The following is a 24,689-nucleotide window of genomic DNA, read 5'->3' as shown; positions in this document are numbered from 1 at the left end:
TAATAATTCAATAGCTACAATAGTCAAACACCGATTAAACGATATCTTACGATATGAATAGATATTCTCAATGCCTCTCAAGAGAAGAACGGCTCGACTTTACAATACTGATACTTTGAGGAGTATCAGCCATTCATACAACAGACATATAATTATCCATCTGACAACTGACAACTGACAACTGACATTTCGTAGGAGATTAATCTATAGTTAATTAACTATTTTTTAATCATAGTGGTAATATCGGCCTCAAACACATCACCTATTAAATAATTGACACAATAGTATTTTCTTAGGCGCAAAAACTAACAATGAGCGTTAATTGCGCCCCTGTCTTATTGTGAGCAATTTCAAATGCCTACCCAAATAGATGACGTATTTCACTTGGCAAAGCTAGGCTGGCAGGAGATACCGGGTTGTCCATTTCAAATGGAAGATTTGAGCTTTTTTGATTGAGACATATTCGCAGGCAAGATTTATTTCCCACAAACATGCACACAAATATAAATACGACATTTTCATTATATCCATTTAGGCATTCGATAAAACTCACAGCACTAAAAATATAATTTCCCCCACGACAATAAAATAATTGAGCTACTCTAATATTCATAATTTTCTAACTGCGCAGTATTAACCTAATGATCCGAAACACTAAAATCTCTAGGCGTAAACTAATCAGACTCGCTGGGTTGTCTCTGGTATTATCCCCGGCATCACTTATTACCTCAGATAGAGCACATTCTCAGCTTAAGGCGCAAAAGGAGGCTGTGGACTACCAAGACAAACCAATGGATGGAAAAAGATGTGAAGACTGTCAGTTGTTTACACCACCTGATTCTTGCTTAGTTGTTGAAGGAACTATCAGCCCTGAAGGGTGGTGCAAACTTTTTGTCTTAAAACAAGGCAATATAAGCACTGAATGATTAAATTAAGACCGAGCAATTAAATGAGAAAATAACAATCTTTAAATTCCTCTAGAATTAAACTTCAAGGGATTAAAGCCAAAACTATAGAGTCACTCGGCCTTTGACAACAATGATAGACGCTGGATTTCTTTTCTCCTGAGCTCAGCAGAAAGATCATATTTAACTCTTGCGGCTACATCTTCATAAGGAAGAGGAATCTTTGAAAAACTGTCAAGACGAAAAACCTGTAAAGTCTTTCCTATCCAAATTGGATAACTAACATCCCCTTTGCCCAGCCTTTCCAGTTCTGAAAGTAATTTAACGTCGATATTCTCTTCATATAACTCTACCCCCGTCTGAGTAGATACACTAACAGATGAGAATTTATTCAACAATTCTATAGCGGCTTTGTCCCCTTTCTCAGCAAGAACTTCTCTGAACTCTTCAGCTGCTATATCTAATTCGCCCTGTTCGTTTTTTGCGCGAAAGACTATTCGCGTAAGTTCATAATTTTTCTTGCTATACTCACCTGAATGATCATCGTAGTATATTTTCAGAGCACTCTCTGAAAGAGCAGATTCTAAAAACGTATCAAAGTACACTTCGATAGTTTTTTGATTCACTATCTCTTGTAACTCTACCTGTAAATTTAAATCATGCTCAAGCTCTTCATTGAGCAAATAATCAGCTATTTTACTCCTTTGAATAAATTCATCGAATGCTTGGCTTCTGCGATCAGAAGCCCTTTGTGGAATTCCACGAATTTCTCCATACTGATCCTCTGAAATAGAAGTAGAGCTGGCAAAGCCATTCATCCCCCTAAGCTCTACACTTTCAGAGCACCCAGTAATAAAATAAACAGCTAGCACGGCTGAGATCGTATTGATTAACTTCATTTAATACTGTCTCTTTTAATTACCAATAATAGAATCACTTATGAGGCTCGATGAGCTATCCACTTTGAAATTTATTGGATTTAATAATCTAATCCTATCTTTCCCAAAGCTTAAGGAAGCACCATTTGTAACTGATAAACCACTAAACGTATGTACCCCAATTAATTCCCCACCGACTACATTTGTAAGATCATCAGACGTTTTCACGGTCAATGTATTCGAAGTATTACTTTCAACTATATAAAGTGGGCTAAAACTTTCACTTGCATCAAGGTCCACCTCTAAACCATCTAAACCAAATCCACTAATTGAACTACTGGGCATCCAGGGCGAACCATCAACACTAACTAGCCATTTACCAACTGATAATTCTTCGATACCAGCTATTTCATAGCGGCCTATAGAGCGGACTGGCGTACTGGCGCTTTTTGCCGTGCGGCCTGCATTCTCAACTATCAATTCTCCATAAGGCTCTGCCAATAGTTGAAAATATGCTGTCCCAGCTCCAGATGCTAAACCGCTATTACCTCCGGCAACCTTAACCGTCCCAATATAATTATTAACTTCAGAATATACACTGATCCGCCCCCCAGCCCCAGCCGGATAACTCGAGCTATAGGTATTACTTCCCCCCTGAACTTCTAAAGCACCTGCCCCGCTTAATTCCAGGGTCTCAATATGGATTGATCCCCCGGCACCAGCAGCATTACTTCCCCTATAAATACCTCCGTCCAGCCCGTTCGCTCGAATAGCGCCATCAACCTGAACACTATCTGCATATAATTCGACAACACCACCGCCAAAAGCGGTATCTAATGAATTCCTATACTGGCCTGCACTCCCAGCAAATTTAGCCTGTTCAAAACGTCCATAAGTACAATTTACTGAAGTATTTGCTCGAACCCCGCCATGACACCCACCACGCGTTTGATCGTCAAATCCAGGTCCACTCCAATCATCATTTGGGTACCCTTTCCCTGAAACATCAATGGCCGAACTTTCATCGATAATAACTGCCCCAGAGACAGAAAGTCTCATCCCATAGACAGATTTACTGGTACTACTTGGATCGGCTGCATAAAGCCTGGCACCATTACGCAGGATCATATCACCATTAATTTTCTGAACTGAGTTAGTGTTGATCAGCCACCAGTCCTTATTATCAACAATCAAAGAGCCATCCCATATCTGTTCACCACTATATACTGAAGACAGACTATCGATATAAGAAGCAGATGGGCTGAGAACGACTAGACGATCATCTCCAAAGTCAACAGAGGCACCGCCAGTTACAGTTAACGATTCAAAAGTTTGTACTCCAATAAGCTCGTGTCCAACGACAGATCTTAGATCATCTTCAGTATAAATTATGATCGTATTCTCTGTATTCTCAGACACTAGATACAGGGAACTATTTACCTCATCGGAAATGAGATCAACAATCAACCCATCTATACCCCAACCTAACTGGCTATCAGCTGGTTTCCAGGGCTCTCCTTCAACCTCAATTCGCCACTTACCTAACGAAACTAAATCTGCAGAGATTATTTTATGTTTGCCTACCGATCTAAGAGGTGTGCTTCTCATGTTTGATAGTCGACTTCCATTACCGACCACCAAGTGGCCATACTCATCTGAAAGCACTTGTACATAGGCAGTACCCGCTCCTGAAACCGTGCCTGAACTACCACCATTAACATGCAATGTTCCGTTAAAATTATCAGCTGAGGTATAAACACTAATCCTGCCACCGGCTCCAGCTGGATAACTCGATGAATATGTATTACTACCACCGACTACTTCAAGAGAACCACTCCCACTAAAGTCCAATGTCTCAATGTAAATAGCACCGCCAGCACCAGCTGCATAGCTTCCTCTATAGAGTCCCCCATCTAAACCATTAGCACGGATCGCACCATCTATTTGTACACTGGCGGCATAAAGCTCAACGATTCCCCCACCATAACCTGTATCTGAGGAACTCCGGTATAGGCCCGCACTTCCAGCAAACTGTGCTTTCTCAAACCGTCCATAGGTACAATCCACTATAGCGTTTGCTCGAATTCCTCCATGACAGCCGCCTCGAGATTGATCCTCGCTTCCAGGTCCACTCCAATCGTCATTTGGATACCCTTTTCCTGAAACATCAATCGAAGAAGTTGCATCGATATTTACAGCACCGGCTACAGCAAGCCGTAATCCATAGATTGTTTTATCGGAAGCATTAAACTCAGGGGTATAAAGTCTCGCACCATTACGTAAAATCAAGTCTCCATTAATTCTTTGAACGGCATCATTATTTGACAACCGCCAGTCTCGATTATCAACAATAAGTGACCCATCCCAAACTTGCTCTCCGCTATATACAGAGGATAATTCATCGATATATGACGCAGATGGGTCACGTACAATTACCCGGTCACTAGTAAAATCTACAGAAGCTCCACCAGTTACGTTTAGAGATTCAAAAATATGTACTCCAACCAATTCCTGGCCTACAACAGATGCCAAGTCATCCGTCGTAAAGATAGTAATTGTATTCGACGTATTCTCTGATACTTCGTAGAGAATATTGGAATCTGCATCGGATGACAGATCTACTTTTAGGCCATTAATGCCCCAACCCAAATCAGTATTTGTTGGCTTCCACGGCGCACCCTCTACCTCAATGAGCCATTCTCCAGCCGCTATTAAATTTGCAGCTATTATTCTGTGTTTACCTACTGAACGAACCGGCGTGCTGCCATTTTTTGCTTGTCGTCCATTACTGTTGACTATCAAATGTCCAAAGTCTTCTGAAAGCACCTGAACAAAAGCAGTACCTGCACCTGATGTTGTACCTACTGCGCCACCGCTAACATTATATACACCAGAATACTCATTCTTTTCTGTGTAAATACTGATACGACCACCTGCCCCCGAAGCATAACTTGAGGAGTACTTATTACTGCCCCCTGCAGCCTCAAGTATCCCCGAGCCACTAAACTCTAGAGTTTCAATATGAATTGCTCCGCCGGCACCAGCTGCTGTACTTTCAGTGTAACTTCCCCCATTTTTCCCGTTTGCATAAATAGCACCATCTATATGAATGCGGTTAGCGTATAGCTCAACTATACCTCCGCCGTAACCAGAGTCTGTGATAGAGCGATAGCGACCAGCACTCCCTGCAAATCGCGCATATTCGTAGCGGCCGTATGTGCAATCCTCTAATGTATTAGCCCGAATACCACCATGACAACCACTATAAGACTGAGAATCATATTGCGGTCCCCCCAAGTCATTACTTGGATATCCTTTTCCTGTGACATCAATTGATGAGACTTCATCTATAGATATCTCCCCTGCTACAGCTAAACGCAATCCGTAAATCACTTTTTCAGATGTATTTACTAATGGCGTCGATAGCACGGCACCGTTAGTTAATATTAAGTCTCCATTTATCTGTAAAAGCTGATTACTATTACTTAAAAACCAGTTCTGCCCATCTAATACCAACGAGCCATCCCAAGTCTGATCCCCGCTGTATAGCGTCGAAAGATCGTCAATATAGGAATCCTTAGGATTAAGAACTACCAAACGGTCCTCTCCAAAGTCCACGGAGGCACCACCGGTAATGGTTAAGGTTTCAAAGGTATGCACCCCTACCAGCTGCTGACCTACCACTGATGTTAAATCATCATTGGTCAAAATCGTCAGAGTATTTCCGGTATTGCGTTCTACTTGGTAGTGCGCACTGGTGCTGTCAGTAGCAAGTAGATCTACTGTCAATCCATCAATACCCCAGTCACGCTGAGTATCGGTAGATTTCCAGGGCTCACCCTCAACTTCAATCCGCCACTCCCCAGTTTCAACAAGGTCTACCGCTACAATTTGATGCTTTCCGATTGTACGAATCGGCGTACTGCCATCTTTCGCACGGCGGTTGCCATTATTAGCGATAAGATGACCGTAATTTTCTGATAAGACCTGAATGTAAGCCGTGCCGGAACCGGAAACCGCTCCACTGGTTCCACTTCCAACATTAAATTCACCACTGAAAGTATCGGCCTCGGTATAAACACTGATACGCCCACCGGCGCCCGTTGGATAGGTTCCGCTATGCCTATTGCTAGCGCCCATAACTTCTAACTGGCCACTACCGGTGAAAGTACCAACTTCAATATGAATTGCACCTCCAGCCCCAGCGACACCACTACCACCTTTTAAGCCGTTAGCTCGGATAACACCATCCACATTTATGCTGGTCGCATAGAGCTCAATAATACCTCCACCATGCGCGGAGTTATTTACATCATAGTAATCACCACCGCTACCTGCAAAGCGTGCCCTTTCATATCGGCCGTAAGTACAATCCTCTACGGCATTTACACTAATTCCTCCATGACAGCCTGGTCGCGACTGATCTTCAAAGATTGGGCCACTCCAGTAATCAGCTGGATAACCTTTTCCGGATACATCAATTACAGAAGTCCCGTCAATATCAATTGCACCAGCAACCTCTAAACGAACCCCATATATAGTTTTGTTGGCTGAGTAAGCGGCGGGGGCAGTTAAAGTCGCACCATTACGCAAAGTTAAATCGCCATTAATTCTCAGCAGCTGATCCGTATTGGTTAATGACCAGTTCTGGCTGTCTAATACTAGGGAGCCATCCCATAACTGGTCACTACTGGTAACGGTGGACAGGCTATCAATAAAGGAGTGCTCTGGGTTGAGAACTACCAAACGGTCCTCTCCAAAGTCCACGGAGGCACCACCGGTAATGGTTAAGGTTTCAAAGGTATGCACCCCTACCAGCTGCTGTCCTACCACTGATATTAAATTATCATCGGTCAAGATTGTCAGGGTATTTTCAGTATTGCGTTCTACTTGGTAGTGCGCACTGGTGCTGTCAGTAGCAAGTAGATCCACTGTCAATCCATCAATACCCCAGCCACGCTGAGTATCGGTAGATTTCCAGGGATCACCCTCAACTTCAATCCGCCACTCCCCAGTTTCAACAAGGTCTACCGCTACAATTTGATGCTTTCCGATTGTACGAATCGGCGTACTGCCATCTTTCGCACGACGGTTGCCATTATTAGCGATAAGATGACCGTAATTTTCTGATAAGACCTGAACATAAGCCGTGCCGGCACCGGAAACCGCTCCACTGGCTCCACTTCCAACATTAAATTCACCACTGAAAGTATCGGCTTCGGTATAAACGCTGATACGCCCACCAGCGCCCGTTGAATAGTTTCCACTGTAGTTATTGCTAGCACCCATAGCTTCTAATTGGCCACTACCGCTGAAAGTACCAACTTCAATATGAATTGCGCCTCCAGCCCCGGCTACAACACTACCGCCTTTCAAGCCGTTAGCCCGGATAACACCATCCACATTTATACTTGCCGCATAGAGCTCAACTATACCTCCACCATGCGCGGGATTAGTGACGTTATAGTAGTCACCACCGCTACCAGCAAAGCGTGCCCGTTCATATCGACCGTAAGTACAATCCTCTACGGCATTTGCACCAATTCCTCCATGACAGCCTGGTCGCGACTGATCTTCAAAGATTGGGCCACTCCAGTAATCAGCTGGATAGCCTTTTCCGGATACATCAATTACAGAAGTCCCGTCAATATCAATTGCACCAGCAACCTCTAAACGAACCCCATATATAGTTTTGTTGGCTGAGTAAGCGGCGGGGGCAGTTAAAGTCGCACCATTACGCAAAGTTAAATCGCCATTAATTCTCAGCAGCTGATCCGTATTGGTTAATGACCAGTTCTGGCTGTCTAATACTAGGGAGCCATCCCATAACTGGTCACTACTGGTAACGGTGGACAGGCTATCAATAAAGGAATGCTCTGGGTTGAGAACTACCAAACGGTCCTCTCCAAAGTCCACGGAGGCACCACCGGTAATGGTTAAGGTTTCAAAGGTATGCACCCCTACCAGCTGCTGACCTACCACTGATGTTAAATCATCATCGGTCAAAATCGTCAGAGTATTTCCGGTATTGCTTTCTACTTGGTAGTGCGCACTGATGCTGTCAGCAGCAAGTAGATCCACTGTCAATCCATCAATACCCCAGCCACGCTGAGTATCGGTAGATTTCCAGGGCTCACCCTCAACTTCAATCCGCCACTCCCCAGTTTCAACAAGGTCTACCGCTACAATTTGATGCTTTCCGATTGTACGAATCGGCGTACTGCCATCTTTCGCACGGCGGTTGCCATTATTAGCGATAAGATGACCGTAATTTTCCGATAAGACCTGAACGTAAGCCGTGCCGGCACCGGAAACCGCTCCACTGGCTCCACTTCCAACATTAAATTCACCACTGAAAGTATCGGCTTCTGTATAGACGCTGATACGCCCACCAGCGCCCGTTGGATAGGTTCCACTGTAGTAATTGCTAGCGCCCATAGCTTCTAACTGGCCCCTACCGGTGAAAGCACCAACTTCAATATGAATTGCACCTCCAGCCCCAGCGACACCACTACCACCTTTTAAGCCGTTAGCTCGGATAACACCATCCACATTTATGCTGGTCGCATAAAGCTCAACAATACCTCCACCATACGCGGAGTTATTTACGTCATAGTAATCACCACCGCTACCTGCAAAGCGTGCCCTTTCATATCGACCGTAAGTACAATCCTCTACGGCATTTGCACTAATTCCTCCATGACAGCCTGGTCGCGACTGATCTTCAAAGATTGGGCCACTCCAATAATCAGAAGTGTAACCTCTGCCCGAAACGTCTACTGAAGAATCACCATCAATATCCAAAAGTCCATCTACAGATATATTCAGTGGGAAAACTTTCTTACTCGATGCATTGGCATATTGACCATAAACATCACTAGAAATCAGTAAGAAGTTCCCTGAAATATCTACTGTTTCAGTTTCTATCTGTAAATTAGTATTTACTAGTGAGACATCCCCTTTAATGGTGATAGAAGGTGCGCTAATTACCGCCCCATCAATATTGCTAAGCGATAATGAATCCAACACTAACGGATAGGAGAAATCTAACCTCCCTTGCGAACTTAAAGCACCTACAAGTAAGTCATCATCCAACCAGCCCACTTTTACTCTGGAATTACTATCAATATAGGAATTATCTATATCGCGTATGATTAGCTTATCTGTTCCGAAATCAACCGATGCACCACCGCTCACAGAAATTGTTTCGAATATATGAACACCAACCAATTCCTGACCTATAACTCCACGCAAGTCATCTCCAGTGATAATAGTAATTGTATTGGTCGTATTACTAACAACTTCATAATGAGGACTGTTTGTCTCAGTTGCAGATAAATCGACGAGCAACCCATCTATACCCCAACCAAGCTCTAAATCCGTAGATTTCCAGGGCTCTCCTTCAACTTCAATACGCCACTCATTAATATCGACCAGGTCAGCACCAGTAATCCTATAACGACCAACTTTGCGTATTGGTGTACTGCCTTCTTTTGATACACGTCCAGCATTATCAATAATTAAGTGGGCGTAAGAATTTGAAGCTTCTTTTATATAGACAGTTCCAGCGCCAGAAACTGCCCCACTGCGCCCACCATGAGTAGTTAAATTTCCGGTGAATGAATTATTCTCTACATAGAGACTCATCCTACCACCAGAACCTGATGGGTAGGAGCTAGAGCTACGAGTGTTATTTCCTCCAATAACAGATATGACACCAGCGCCACTTAAATTCTTAGCTTCTAGATGAATCGCCCCTCCTGCACCGGCAGCATAGCTTCCACTAGTATTTCCTCCGTTAGCACCGTTTGCAAGAACAGCACCATCCAAACGTACAGAATCGGCATATACTTCAATAATGCCCCCACCGTAGCCTGTACTGGCATCTGAGTAGTAACGACCGGCACTACCCGCAAATTGAGCACGCTCTATTCGTCCATAAGTACAATCAACGGTGGCATTATTTCGAATACCACCGTGACACCCACCTCTAGATGAACTATTAAAGTCAGGTCCACTCCAGTCATTAGTACTATAGCCTTTTCCTGTAGCATCAATTACAGAACCCGCATCAACTACTAGAGTATCAGTAAATTCTAAAACTAATGGATGTACCTTTTTCTCTATACTATCTGTAGATACTGCTTCTAATTCAGAATTCCCAGTAATCAACATATTTTTACCGGATATCCTGTGAGCTGACAGCTTCGAGTGGCCAGTAACAATTATATTATTGGCTATTAAGGGATGGTCCAGTTCAACGTCAGCGTACTCGTCAACGATTAAAGTACCGGAAACCTGTAATCCCCCCATAAATACAAAATTACCTCCATATAGAGCTAAATCATTAGCAACTATTGGCTGAAGGAATACCTGAGGCTGATCCGGGGTAGCATACAGTTCACTAAGTGTAGGTGTAGCTTCCTTTGTTAAAGTTATCTTTCCATCAACACCGGGGACACGGTAATAGAAAGCTGATGAAGGAATCTTTTCCTCAAGTACAGACCCATAAGTCCAGTTAAGGCTTAAATAGTTTGCGGAGTTTGCTTGCTCATATTCAATTACGATTGGATAACGTCCAGACAGTAGCTCGACAGGATCACTGCTGTACTCACCACAACAAGCTTTATTGATAATTAAATTACCATCAATCCATACCCGTAATTCATCATCAACAGAACCACTAAAAGTATATTCAGCATCCTCTGGAATATCTATTTCACCACGCCAGATAATACTAAAGGAATCGTGTGTCAGTCCTGTTGGCTGGCCAGAGTTCCAATTAAAATCGATCTCACTATCAACTTGGCTGAAACGTCGGTCTGTAAAGTCCTGTTTATCGAAGTAAGCGCCCCAAAGCCCTCCCTGTTGATACCCCGAAGGAACAAAAAACTGCATAGTCGCATCATCTAATTCACCGGCCAGGAGAGAACTATCCATTTCGATACTTGATCCTGCAGGATCCAGTAAGACCAGTCTGTCGTCACCGAAGTCTAAAGAGGCCTTCCCTTTTACGACTAGGGTATCAAAAATATGCACACCGACCAGCTCACCACCGACAATCGCAGATAGATCGTCATCAGTATGTAAAGTGATAGTATTTACGGTATTACTTACGACAGTGTAGAGAGGGCCTGACTTCTCTTCCCCGTCAAGGTCAACTTCAATACCCGCTATTCCTTGCTGCAAAGTATTATCTGTAGGTCTCCAGGGCTCTCCCGAAACTTCTACTCTCCAAATACCATCGCCGACAAGATCAACACTGGTAATTAAATGGCGGCCCACACTGCGAATTGGAGTACTAGCTGTAGGTGCTGCCTGGCCTATGTTATCGATTATTAAGTGGCGATAATCTTCGTCAGGGTTATATAGATAGACAGTACCTGCTCCAGCAATATCTTCGCTGCCACTAGCCGCCTGGAACAAGCCACTAAAATCGCTACGATCATCGGCATAAACACTGATGCGTCCACCAGTGCCCGCACTGGATAAAATGCCATTATTCGAGTAACTCCTGGTATTCCGCCCACCGTTACTTTGTAGCAATCCTTCTCCGGTCAGACTCTGGGCCTCGATATGAATAGAGCCACCCGCCCCACCTGTGTAATACCCAGTAAACCCATTCGCCTCTAACCGGCCATTTATGACTACCTGGTTCGCTTTGACCTCGATAGTACCTCCGCCATTCGCAGTATTACTGCCGGAGTGATCTCCAGCACTACCCGCAAATTGAGCACGCTCATATCGTCCATAACTACAAAGCTCACCACTTCGGCGTAAACCGCCATGGCAAGCAGAATACCCACCGTCATACCAACTGGTTTTATAATCAGGCCAGGTATAACCACTATCCCCTATTCCCGGATAGCCTCTACCACTCACAGTAATACGAGCATTTTTTGCAACACTTAACGTATCAACAGAAATACTGAGAGGCTTTAACTGCTTGTTACTCGTATCAGGATAAAGACCTGCGATTTCTGAGTGTCCGATCAGCTCAAGACGACCCGGACTCTCAACCTCTGATGTGTTTAATGAAGACAGGTTTTCTAACTTGATGGAACCTGCTACTAAAGTCCCCAAGACAGTCAACTCAGTTGATTCGGCAAGCTTTAAGTGACCATCAATAGTCAGATCACCATTAATGACAACCTGCCCAGATAAAAGATTTAAATCACTGCCATAAACCGATTGATGGAATACCATCGGCTGCCCATCAGGTGCATATAAATCTACTATAGGGATCTCTATCTCTTCCGTATAAGAAATCGTTCCCTGAACTCCGGGATTGCGGAAGTAGAGAGCGGATGCAGGAATTAGTTCTTCACTTACAGTACCATAACTCCAACGCAGGCTTACGTAATCAGATCCAGTTCCCTCCTCATATTCGATCCATACATCGTGTCGTCCCTGCGTTAAAAAGATGGGCTCACTACGATAATCGCCACAACAAACCTTATCAATTATTAATTGGCCATCGATCCAAACCCGAAGTTCGGAATCAACGCGTCCACTAAAGACATACTCAGATGCCTCTGGCATATCAATTTGACCTTGCCAGTAAATACTAAAATAAGAAGGCTGCAAACCATCGGGCTGGCCCCGATTCCAATCAAAGTTAATCTGACTGTCTACTTGACTATAGCGCCGATCGGTAAAATCTCGATTATCAAAGTAAGTACCCCAGAGGCCACCCTGCTCGTATCCAGAAGGCGCAAACATCTCCATACTGATTTTATCTAGCTCACCTACGCGCAAGCTGCTATCAGAGGAAATATCCGAACCTAAAGGATTCAGAAGTACAAGGCGATCATCTCCCAGGTCTACTGAAGCACCACCAGAGACAGTCAGTGTATCGAAAGTATGTACACCCACTAACTCTACGCCTACGAATGAAGAAAGGTCATCTTCTGTGTGTACTGTAATAGTATTTACTGTATTGCTTCTGATCAGATAATACGATCCAGAATCATTGGCTGCATCCAAGTCCACTTCAATACCACTGATACCCAGCTGCAAACTCTCATCACTTTCCAGCCACGGCTCACCTTCAACTTCGACACGCCAGATTCCGGTATCTATCAAGTCAACACCAGAAATCACATGACGACCAACATGTCTAATCGGCGTGCTATTAACAGGTGCTTCACGGCCTTTATTGTCGATTAAAAGATGGCCGTAGCTCTCAACTGGGTTACGCAAGTAAATTGTGCCTGCTCCAGCATGCTGATAACTGCCACTAGCTGCCTCAAAATTACCAGTGAATTGGGATCGGTCAGCATAATAAACACTAATTCGGCCACCAGTACCGGCGCTGGATAGATTCCCATTACTTGAATAATTGCTACTGTTCTTTTCACCATTCGCCTGGATTATGCCGGCTCCCAGGAGAGAGCCAGTCTCAATATGGACAGCGCCACCGGCACCACCAGTCTCATAACCTACAAAACCATTCGCTCTTACAAATCCATCAACTTGCAGCTCATTCGCAAAAATCTCAATGATTCCGCCACCATTACCAGGCTTATCGCTATTCCAGTAATAACCAGCGCTCCCTGCAAACTTAGCTTGAGTATATCGACCGTAATTACATTTATCCCCGCTGCGGCGTAACCCACCATGACAACTGGATTTGCCACTATCAAACCAACTCAACTGGTAGTCAGGCCACGTATATCCATTTTGATTGAGACCAGGATAGCCTTTTCCACTTACATCAATACTAGAAGTAGCATCCAGGGTTATCCTATTTGCACGCATGGATAGATTAGAAATACGTCTTTCAGCAACCGAACTTACAGGAACTGTTAAATTAGCGCCGTTTATTAAGGCGATATTTCCTTTTACATTTAATCCCTCCCGCAAATCCAGGGTGACAGAAGTACCATCGATCACTAAATCTCCTGAAACATCTAGTTTATTCAGGTTGATCTCAACAGGATTCGATCCAGTTATAGTGACGTTATTAGCAACAATAAGGTCGAATTCAGATCCAGCTATCTCTGTATTATTCAGCAATAACTCTTGAACTTTTCGATCAGAATCTAGTTGTATAGTTTGGCTCGCCCAATTTCTTAATTCCTGACCTGAAACGTGTATAGCTACTTGAGCCATCAATCCAGCAAAAGTGGCCTTTAAGTTAGAGGTTCCTTCTTCAACTATATAAAGCCCATTTGACTGGTGCCTGGCATGAACTGAATCAGACTCAAAAACCACATTAAATAAATCTTGGCGATTAATTCTTACCAAATATGAGTTTTCGTTTATCTCTACAAGTGCAGAAAGTTCAAACTCTACAACATCAGTATTGATCTCCAAATCCAGGGTACGATCTTCTGCTGCATAGACCAGGCTTGTTACATAAGGTGTGATATCAGCATCACCTGCTACTATAGGAGAGCTACCCAACTGAACCTCCAATCCATCAGGCACTCCATCCAAATCACTATCAGTCTTATAGATATTTGACTGATAAATATTTAGTTCTTCCTCATCACTCAGACCATCTCCATCAGTATCTCGAGCGGCCACCAGATCACCCAATTCGATATGGCGGTCTCCGCCCCAGTCGATTGAAGCTCCGTTCGCAACCGTGATCGTTTTGAAGAGGTGAACTCCTATCAGGTTTTTACCTACATAGCCATTAAGATCATCGAACGTCTCAACTTCCAGCGAAGAAGTTTGATTAGTTAAGACTGGATAAAGTAACGCATCAGGATCAGAGCTATCTAAACTAACAAGAAGACCATCCAAGCCCTGATTGAGGGAATCGCCAGTGACATCCCACACATCAGTAGCAACAGAAATTAGCCAACGATTAGGGGACAGTTGTTCCACACTAGTAATTAGGTGCTCACCGACTGAACGAATCGGTGTAGAGTTTTCTTGTGCTGTATAACCACCATTATCAACACTTAGACTACCCACCGCATTAGAAAGGTTATGTATATAAACGGTACCTGCACCTGCAATATCACCAGGTCCAGACATAGCAGTGATCGCACCAACGAAGTCGCTATTTGTCCCAGCATAAATTGAGATACGGCCACCAGCACCTGCTGATCGGCTTGAACAAGAACTGCACGGAGAACGCTGCCCACCGCCGCTAGCTGAAATTAATCCAGTTTTATCACCAGAGATAATAGCAGCCTCAATGTATATTGAGCCTCCTGCTCCACCGAGGGTATTTCCGTTTTGGCCGTCAGCAATAATTTGACCATCAACCACCAGTACATCAGCAGAGAGGTCTACTGCTCCACCACCGTACCCAGGATGAGATGAACCATAATCATTTCCACCTGACCCAGCATAGAAAGCACTTTCATAGCGACCAAAAGCCGAATTTCCATAGCGTTTATGACCACCATGGCCAGATGCCTTAGACGTATCAGCAACAAAATCCGGCCCGATATATCCGTCAACTGGGTAGCCCTTGCCAGTAACATTAATTTCTGCACTTTCAGCAATTGATAACTTACCATCGGCAATCAACTCTAGACGATAGATATGTTTATTACTGATATCCGCAAATGGAACTGTTAATTCAGAATTATCTCCAAGGATAAAATCTCCTCGAAGAGAAATTGACTCTGATACTAATTGGCTTTCGTAAATGGAAATAGTATTAGCGTCAATCGTTAAGGCCTCAACAAGTGCACCTCCATTAATCAATAGAGATTCGCCGACTTCAAGGCCACCATCAAAATAGACTTTACCTGAAGACACAATTAGATCATCGGTAGACACCTTTCCATTAAAGCGCACCGTGGTATCACCGAGATTATTTAGGTTCAGTTCTGATAGCTGTAAATCATGACCTAAAGTTAAAGCGCTGCCGCCTACACCAACAGCCTCATAGATCTTCTCATCAACTTCGCCAGCAAAGAGGGAGGCACTATTATTAAATACAGAATTAGCTGGATCTAAAACAATAAGTCGGTCATCCCCAATATCCAGGGAGCTTCCTCCAAGTAAATTCAGAGTCGAAAATATCTGAACACCAACTAGTTCCTTACCAACAATATGATACAAGTTATCACTGGTTCTTACTTCCAGCTTATTCTCTTCATTAGCAATAATCTGATAATGATTACTTGTATATTCTTCTGCCTCAAAGTCTACCCAAAGACCATCCACACCATAATCATAAAGGTTATCAGAATTCTTCCAGGGCTTACCGGCAACTTCAATTTTCCAGACTCCCGGTGTTGGTTGGTAAACTCCGGTAATAATATGCCTGCCTACTGAACGAAGAGGGGTACTGCTGTCTTGAGCAATGTGGCCATTATTATCAACAGTCAAGTGTCCGAATTGCTTTAATGGATTTTGTAAATAGACCGTCCCAGCACCCGCGATATCATTCGGCCCTGAAGCAGCTTCAAAAGTACCTGAATAATTACTGTGATCAACAACGTAGACACTAATACGGCCACCGGCACCAGAAGAGTAGCTGGTGTGGGAAGAATAAGTACTACTTTGACCACCACCACTGGCAGATACAAAACCGGTATTTGCTCCAGTTAATGTTTCCACCTCAATATGTACTGAACCGCCGGCCGCACCTCGACTACCCCCTTTTTCACCCAGCGAAAGAACCTTCCCATCTAACTGTAGTTTGTCTGCAAAAATCTCGACAACCCCACCGCCACGAGCATAGTTTAAACCTGATGCTGAACCCGCAGATCCGGCAAATCGTGCTCGTTCAAATCGACCATAACTGGATTTTTGATGGCGGCGTGAACCACCGTGGAAAGAAGACCAACTATATGAATTATTAAATTCTGGCCCGTAGTAATCATTAGCAGGGTAACCTCTGCCTGTTACATCGATAGATGCCAGCTCATCTATTATAATTTCTCCAGAAACTGACAATGTTAATGGATAAATAATTTCATCACTTTTATTTGCATAAGGTGCAGTTAAGACGGACTGCCCCTGCAAATACAGATTGCCCCACAAATCAACAATAGATGACTCTAAAGTTGCATTTTCCGATAGAGTTATATCCTGTGCGGTAGTAACCAGTGCTGTTACAGAAGCACTATTACCAATAGTCAATGTACTGGAAACTTCCAATCCACCACCAAAGTAAACTTTTCCTGAACTGATACTAAGTTGGTCAATCGAAACTTTTTCATTGAACTGTAAGATACTGTCGCCAAGTTCGTGCAGTTCGAGAGATGATAAGTTAGGTGTATGGCGCAAAGTTACCTTAGCCCCGCCTTTACCAGCCAACTGGATAAGATCCTGGTTTATCTCACCAGTTATCAGGGAAGAACCAGCCTCAAAGAAGGACTTAGCAGTATCCAATACTACTAAACGATCTTCGCCAATATCTAAAGACGCATTGCCCCGCAACTGAATCGTAGAGAAGGTTTGTACCCCAACTAGTTCTCGACCCTCAACATGGCGCAGATCATCGCTAGTGTGGATTTCCAGCACATTTTCCTGATTGGCCACAATCTGATAAAGCGTGCTTAAGCCCTCCTCAGACTCCAAATCCACCCATAGGTCATCCACCCCATAATCGTAGGCGGTATCAGAATTTTTCCAGGGTGTGCCCGCGACCTCAACTTTCCAGATACCTGGATTGGCCTGGTAGACACCTGTAATCCTATGTCTACCCACCGAACGTAGCGGTGTACTGCCTTCTTGAGCCATTTGGCCGGCATTATCAATAACGAGATGCCCAAACTGCTCCTGCGGATCTTGTATGAAAATAGTACCGGCGCCAGCGATATCATTAGGACCAGAAGCTGAAATCAAAGTCCCAAAGAAGCTACTTTCGTCTCTTGTATAAATACTGATACGACCACCAGCTCCAGACGAGTAATCGCTTCTATCAGTCGATATTTTACTTTGACCTCCCCCACTAGTAGAAATCAATGCAGTGTTACTACCAGACAAGCTTTCCACTTCGATATGCACGGAGCCACCTGCTCCACCTCGGGAAGAGCCCTTTTCTCCGACTGATATTATTTTTCCCTCAAGCTGCAGTTCCTGTGCAAAAATTTCCAAGACACCGCCACCACGGCCATAGTTAGTACCGGAATCATTACCGCCTGAGCCGGCAAATCGTGCTCGCTCATACCTCCCATAGTTATATCCACCATGACGTCTTACACCTCCATGGGAGGCAGACCAAGTTAATGATGTATTAAATGTTGGACCGTAATAGTCATCATTGGGATACCCTTTACCAGTCAAGTTAATGATCGCTTGCTGATCAACTACAACTTGTCCAGCTACAGAAAGGGTTAGAGGGTAGATAATTTTATCTGTCTTATTTGCATATGGCGCAGTTAAAACGGATTGATCCTGAAGATACATACTTTCCAATAGATCAACGACTGAAGTTTCAAGAGTTGCGCTACCGGATATGTCTATTTCTCTAGCAGTGATAGTTGGTGCATATACAAATGCGTTTTCACTGATAGATAAGCTGCCAGTTACCTCGAGGCCCCCATCGAAATAGACTTTACCCGAGGAAACTTCCAATTTATCTGTAGAAACTTTTTGGCTAAAACGCAAAGTGCTCTCGCCAAGTTCATCTAATATCAGAGACGACAAGGGCGGAGTGTGACGCAATGTAATCTTAGCGCCGCCTTCTCCTGCCAACTGGATTAGATCCTGGTCAATCTCTCCAGCTAGCACTGAAGTATTGGACTCAAAAGAGGAGTTAACTCGGTCCAATACCACTAAGCGGTCTTCACCGATGTCCAACGAGCTACCACCAAGTACCTGCAGAGTAGTAAATGTCTGTACTCCGACCAGCTCTTTGCCTATGACATGATAAAGATCATCACTTGTATGGATTTCAAGTACATTGGCCTGATTAGCAATAATTTCGTAGTGACTACTGGCCCCTTCCTCTGCCTCAAGGTCCACCCAAAGACCATCAACACCGTAATCATAGGAGTTTTGAGAGTTCTGCCAGGGGCTTCCCGCAACTTCAATTTTCCATACGCCAGGCGTAGGCTGGTATACACCAATAATCAACTGCCTATTTACCGAACGTAGTGGGGTGGTTCCTTCTGAGGCTACTCGATCAGCATTATCGACTATTAAATGGCCGAACTTTTCTACAGGGTCGTGAATGTAGATAGTACCTGCACCGGCAACATCATTTGGGCCTGAAGCTGCGGTTAAGCTACCTAAATAATTCTCGCTCTCGACAGCATAAATACTAATACGCCCACCTGCACCCGAAGAGTATGTCTCACCCGTGCTATTCTTATTGTACTGGCCTCCGCCATCAACAGAAATTGATGCAGTACTGCCGCCAATTAATTCGCCAACATCAACATGGATAGAGCCTCCAGCACCACCTCGGTGCTCACCATAATTACCATTCGCGAGCACTCTTCCATAAAGTTCCAGAGTATCAGCAAATACTTCAATTATTCCCCCCCCATGCCCAGGCATGGCGCTGTTCTCCCAGTCTCCAGAAGAGCCAGCAAAGCGGGCACGTTCGTAGCGCCCATAATGATATTCTTGATGACGATGAGTACCGCCATGTGCAGAGGCTCTTACCGACCATTTGCCAAAAGTGGGGCCATAGTAATCCTCTGAGGGATACCCTTTTCCTGTAACATCTATTTTGGCTAGCTCATCAATCAGTGCCTTACCGCCCACGAACACACTTAAAGGATAGATTTTCTTAAGAGAAGCATTTGCATGAGGCACTGTCAGCAAAGACTCTCCCGTCATTTGAAGGTCTCCCCCGATGGTTAGGCCAGATTCCAACGAAAGGGAAAGTTGTGCGTTTTCCAATATGGCATCACCCAGGATGCTCAATTCAGGGGCCTCAATTTTAGATGTGAACTCTGAGGCTTGCGGGTATTCCAATATCAGCTCTGGAAGAACTAAGGGTGCACTCGAAGAAATACGCCCCCCATCCCGAATACTAAGCTGTAATACCGGTTCACTAAGTAATTCACCGATAATTTGACCATTATTGGCAACAGTCGATTTCTCTGTATCCAGAACAACCAGCCTGTCCTCCCCTGTAGTCAGTGAAGCCCCACCGGTGACCTTTAAACTATTAAAGATATGCTGACCAACAAGAGTCTGACCAATCACTGGACGTAAATTATCTGAGGTATGGATTTCCAGTGTATTTTTTGTATTACTGGCCACTCTATATAAAGGGCTGTTTTCTTCGGTAGCATCTAGGTCTACCAAAAGCCCAATCAAACCGTAATCGTAGAGACTATTCGATTCAATCCAAGATACTTCCGCAACTTCAACCTTCCATATTCCTGGGGCTGATTGGTAAACACCAATAATGTCATGGAGGCCAATTGTACGTAGTGTTGTACTCCCCGGCTGTGCTTCATAGCCGGCATTATCAACGGTAAGATGTCCATATTGTTCGGATGGATTTTTAAAGAAGATAGTTCCCGCACCGGCAGTATCACCACTCGCGGAAGATGCAATAAGCTCGCCTTCATAAGTGTTGAAACTTTCAGCATGGACACTGATGCGACCACCTGCGCCCGCAGAACGGTCATCACAAGTAGAACACTTAGAATAATTTCCTGATCCACTAGCCGAAATCAGAGCTGAGTCCAATCCGGTTAAGCTTTCTGCCTCAATATGTATGGAACCACCGGCCCCACCTCTATAATTACCAAATTCTCCATTTGCGAGAATTTTCCCATCAACTTTAATCGTTGAGGCAAATAACTCAACAATACCTCCACCGTATCCCGGTTGGGAAGAACTTCTCCAGTTACCCGCAGCTCCAGCAAAGCGGGCTCGCTCATAGGAACCATAGCTAGTATTTTCACTATTACGGCGATTACCACCACTAGCAGAAGACTTAGTATAGGAGTTTGAAAACTCTGGGCCATAGTAGTCACTGTAAGGATATCCCTTACCACTAACATCAAGCTTTCCTGTTTCCGATATATCTATATTGCCGCCAACATTTAAAGACAAACTATAAATTTTCTTTGCCGTAGCTGACGCAGTTGGCACCGTTAGCACGGCATCTGAAATACTCAGGTCACCACCAACATTCATGGTTTCATCGAGTGCCAATATAACCGTTAATGTACTATCTGGGCTTTGCCCACTAATTTGGACGCTGTCAGTCACCGTCAGAGAAGGTGCATCAATTGTCGCTTGCCCACTACCAGATAGAACCATCTCAAATAATTCAATCGGCTGTTCTGTAACAACCCCCCCACCTTGAGTTAGGGCCAACTCAATCATATTTTGCGGCAGAGTATCGGCAGAGATAGTTGCACCGCTGATTGTGGATTGTGCAACTTGTACAACCTGAAGACGGTCTTCCCCAACATCAAGCCAGGCACCATTTTTAACAGTCAAGCGATCAAAAATATGTACACCGATTAATTCGCGGTTTAGGTATCCATAAAGATCGTCAGTTGTTTCAATAATTATTGAATTACTGTTATTTTCCTTAATTAAATAACGAGGAGCAGCATCTCGCTCCGCATCTAAAACTACCCAATAGCCATCAATACCCCACGTATAGTCTTTACTTGTCGCCTTCCATGGACTCCCCCCTACTGATATCTCCCACAAGTTATCAGCTAGTTGAGTAATTTCAGTGATACGGTGTTTTCCAATATTGGACAATGGAGTCGACTTGCTTCCCGCAATCACACCAAAGTTATCTGCTATCAACTCGCCAAAGTTCTCATCAGTCTTGCGAATGAAAACTGTACCTGTTCCCGCAGTTGAACCGCTATCCGCCCGTAACTCTCCGGAAAAACCACTATTATCGGCAACAATTAAACTGATACGCCCGCCACCCGCATGGTAAGTGCGTCCTTTGGCGCCACGGGCTTCAATTGACCCAGTACCAGTTACTACTTCAGCTTCTATATGTACCGAACCGCCTGCGCCACCGCCGTTTGTATTACCGGTAAACCCATTTGCTTGAATAGAGCCCTGCCCTAACAAAGCAATTGACTCGGCCTTGATAGCTACTACACCACCACCGGCCGCCGTATTGCTTGCGTTATAGTAATCACCTGAGGACCCAGCTAATTTCGCTTGATCATAACGGCCGTAAACACAATCCCTAGTAATTTCCTTAGTTCTGGTACCACCATGGCAAGACCAATTATCGCTATTCCCGTCTGGACCGCCGATATTTTCATCTAAATAACCTTTGCCATTCAGATCTACAGTAGCACCATCATGGACTGTTAACTCACCGGCTATATCAAGATTAAGTGAATAAAATTCTTTACCGTTAGCATTTGGAACCGTTAGACGCGCTCCATCTTGGAGAATAATATCGCCAGTAACAGTGACCTTCTTGTTACTACGAATCAACAGGGTTGTATCTTCATCAATAATCAGGTTACCGCCAACCACCAGCTCATCTACAAAGATACTTGAGCTACCAGCCCCTGTAATAAGAAGATCACCAGCCGACTCTAACTTGTATGAAGAAACGTAAACAGCATCATCCATAGCGATACTGGCTGCCAACAAATCCTCATCAAAATAATCCAGTGTGACATCTGTCCACTCTTCAGCTATGGCATCAAGCGGATTTACCTGATAAGAGATGTTTCCAGTACGCGCCTGATTTCCAGCTAAGTCTAGGGCTTCAACACGAAAATCTAATTTATCTAAATCATTCGGTACCTTATACACAAAAGTATAAGGTACAGTTACATCTGTATGAACCAACTCTTCATTAGCGAAAAAGTTCACAACAGCCACGCGCACATCATCTTCTACCTGCGCGCTGACTCTGTAAGGGCGGCTTTGAAACAGTTCTTTACCAAACTCCGGTTGCTCCCAACGAATTACTGGAGCCAAGCCCGCTACATCTTGGAGTTCTCGATACTGATTAATGTAGAGTCGGTTCCTTGCAGTACAGTAGGTATAGCTTAGATCTGCATCAATGCCTTTACAATCGTAGTCACCAAAACGGCTCATATCGATAAGAGATTGATACAATGGATTGTTTGGGTCCTTGATATTTACTATAGGAACAGCACTAGGGAATATTGTATCTGCATAAAAAGCATGTTCACCACGTACCACTACATCAGTGGGAATAAAATCCCGCGGTGTATTATTAACTACAGGTTGGGTAGGGTTGGATAAATCAACACTCGGATAATAGGATGCCGATCCGGCGGCGATAAACGCATGAGCCCCTTTAATAGCTACCTGAGTTGCACCACTAATAGTGACACGCCCTAGTTCCGTTGGGCTACTGGGTAAAGTTACTCCCACCGCTGCAACCACATCACCAGAAATTACTACCGCAAGTTCGCCTTCTACCGCAACTGACTTCATCGCGGAACCAAGTTGTAATCTGCCCAGCTCAGTGACAGATTGCGGCGTACTTACATCAGTAATTACCAGCCCTCTGGTTTCGGTAGCCAGATAAGCAAGATTATTCTCAAGGGCAATATCGTTTATCGCACCGACTTCATCAAAAGAAGATACTAAGTACGGGTTGGTTGGGTCATTAACATTAACCAGCTTCAAGCCAGAAGTAGTAGCCAGATAAACAGTGCTACCAGAAACTTGTACATCATTTGCTACTCCAAGACTAAGTTCAGCCAAAACAAATGGAGTTTTAGGTTGGGATAGATCAACTAATGTTAGCCCCTTATCAGTTGCAACATAGGCAACACTACCTTCTACCGCGACATTATTCGCCTGGTTACTCAGTTCTATATAACCGAGAGGTTGGGGAGTAAAAGACACAACGGTAACTTGCATGTCGACACTGAAATCACCATTAGAAACAGTGATAGTGGCAATGCCTTCCTGACCTGCAAAAACTCTCCCGGATTCAACGCCAAAATTAGCGATAGTTAAATCGCTGGAAGTGTAATTAGTGCCCCGACTAGTAGAAGTAATATCAACCTCACTAGTATCAACTAGAGTAGCTATTACTTTTAACTGTAAGGAGGATTCAGAATCTATAGTATTATAGAAGAGAACCGCACTACTCGGTTCTATAGATATTTTTGTCAGTAAGTCTGCGTAGTTAGCATCTTCACCATCAGAAGGGTCAGAGCCCACGGTAAGCTCGATCCCATCTCTTAAGCCATCGCCATCCGAGTCAGAAAGTAGAGGATCTGTTATAAATCCATCATCACCAGCTTTTACTTCTTCGCCATCCTTAATACCATCGTAGTCACTATCAGGTATTTGTATTTTGGTTCCAAGCTCATACTCTTCTAGGGCACTCAGACCATCCCCATCTTGATCTTCAAAGGCATCAACGGGATCATCTGGATTGAGATCATTTTCAATTTCAACCTCATCGGGGATACCATCACCATCCCGATCACCTGAGCTAAAAACATTAACATTAATAATCCCGATAGCACCATCTAAACGCACACTAAGTAATGCATTACCAGCGGCAACTGCGGTAACTACGCCCTCTCGGTCAACCGTAGCAACTTCTGAATTGGAAGTTGAAAAATTGATACCAGGCATCGCAGGATCAAGGGGGCGTTCAACGCTATTTGGATAGATTCCAATAATAGATATCTGTCTACTTGTACCTTCACCATAAAGTCTTAGGGATTCCCCAAAATTTACTTGAAGGTCTGTTGGTGGAGCCTGGTCATTCGCTTGATAAAAATCCCCAACAGAGATCGTTTCATTATCTACTACAGAAAAGAAATCTGTCTGCGCGGAAATGGTCTTTCCTTCTCGTTGACAAGTAGCACGTGCCCGCACCTCTCCCATAAAAGAGGGCACGTTGGGCAACACAAATTGACCCGACTCATCTGCCTGGATAGTGCGATTTAAAATACTTATGATGCATGAGTCATCAATTACAAAAGGAGTTCTCGGCTTATCCTCAGCCGCAATTACCATCTGGATGCCAATAATCGTCGATAATACGAGAGAAAACTGGCTTAAGAACTTACTACTCATGCAT

Annotated in this window: 2 protein-coding genes; both read right to left on the bottom strand. The window is 44.1% G+C overall.

The annotated features are described in order from the left end of the window. Window positions 1–1,018 precede the first annotated feature (1,018 nt). Complete coding sequence (locus tag ACJJII_RS10160) at window positions 1,019–1,804, bottom strand: peptidylprolyl isomerase (protein WP_444919045.1); 786 nt, start codon at window positions 1,802–1,804, stop codon at window positions 1,019–1,021. A 15-nt stretch (window positions 1,805–1,819) separates the two neighbouring features. After that, window positions 1,820–24,685, bottom strand: a complete 22,866-nt coding sequence (locus ACJJII_RS10155; RefSeq protein WP_444919044.1) for a PA14 domain-containing protein — start codon at window positions 24,683–24,685, stop codon at window positions 1,820–1,822. Between the last annotated feature and the right edge of the window lie 4 nt (window positions 24,686–24,689).

The organism is Microbulbifer maximicatervae (SeqCode) (assembly GCF_052467825.1).
This window is presented reverse-complemented; position numbering and strand designations above follow the sequence as displayed.

What these genes read in the sequence shown, in the direction of transcription:
- ACJJII_RS10155 (WP_444919044.1), bottom strand. Translation starts at nt 24,685, where the DNA reads ATGAGTAGTAAGTTCTTAAGCCAGTTTTCTCTCGTATTATCGACGATT.
- ACJJII_RS10160 (WP_444919045.1), bottom strand. Translation starts at nt 1,804, where the DNA reads ATGAAGTTAATCAATACGATCTCAGCCGTGCTAGCTGTTTATTTTATT.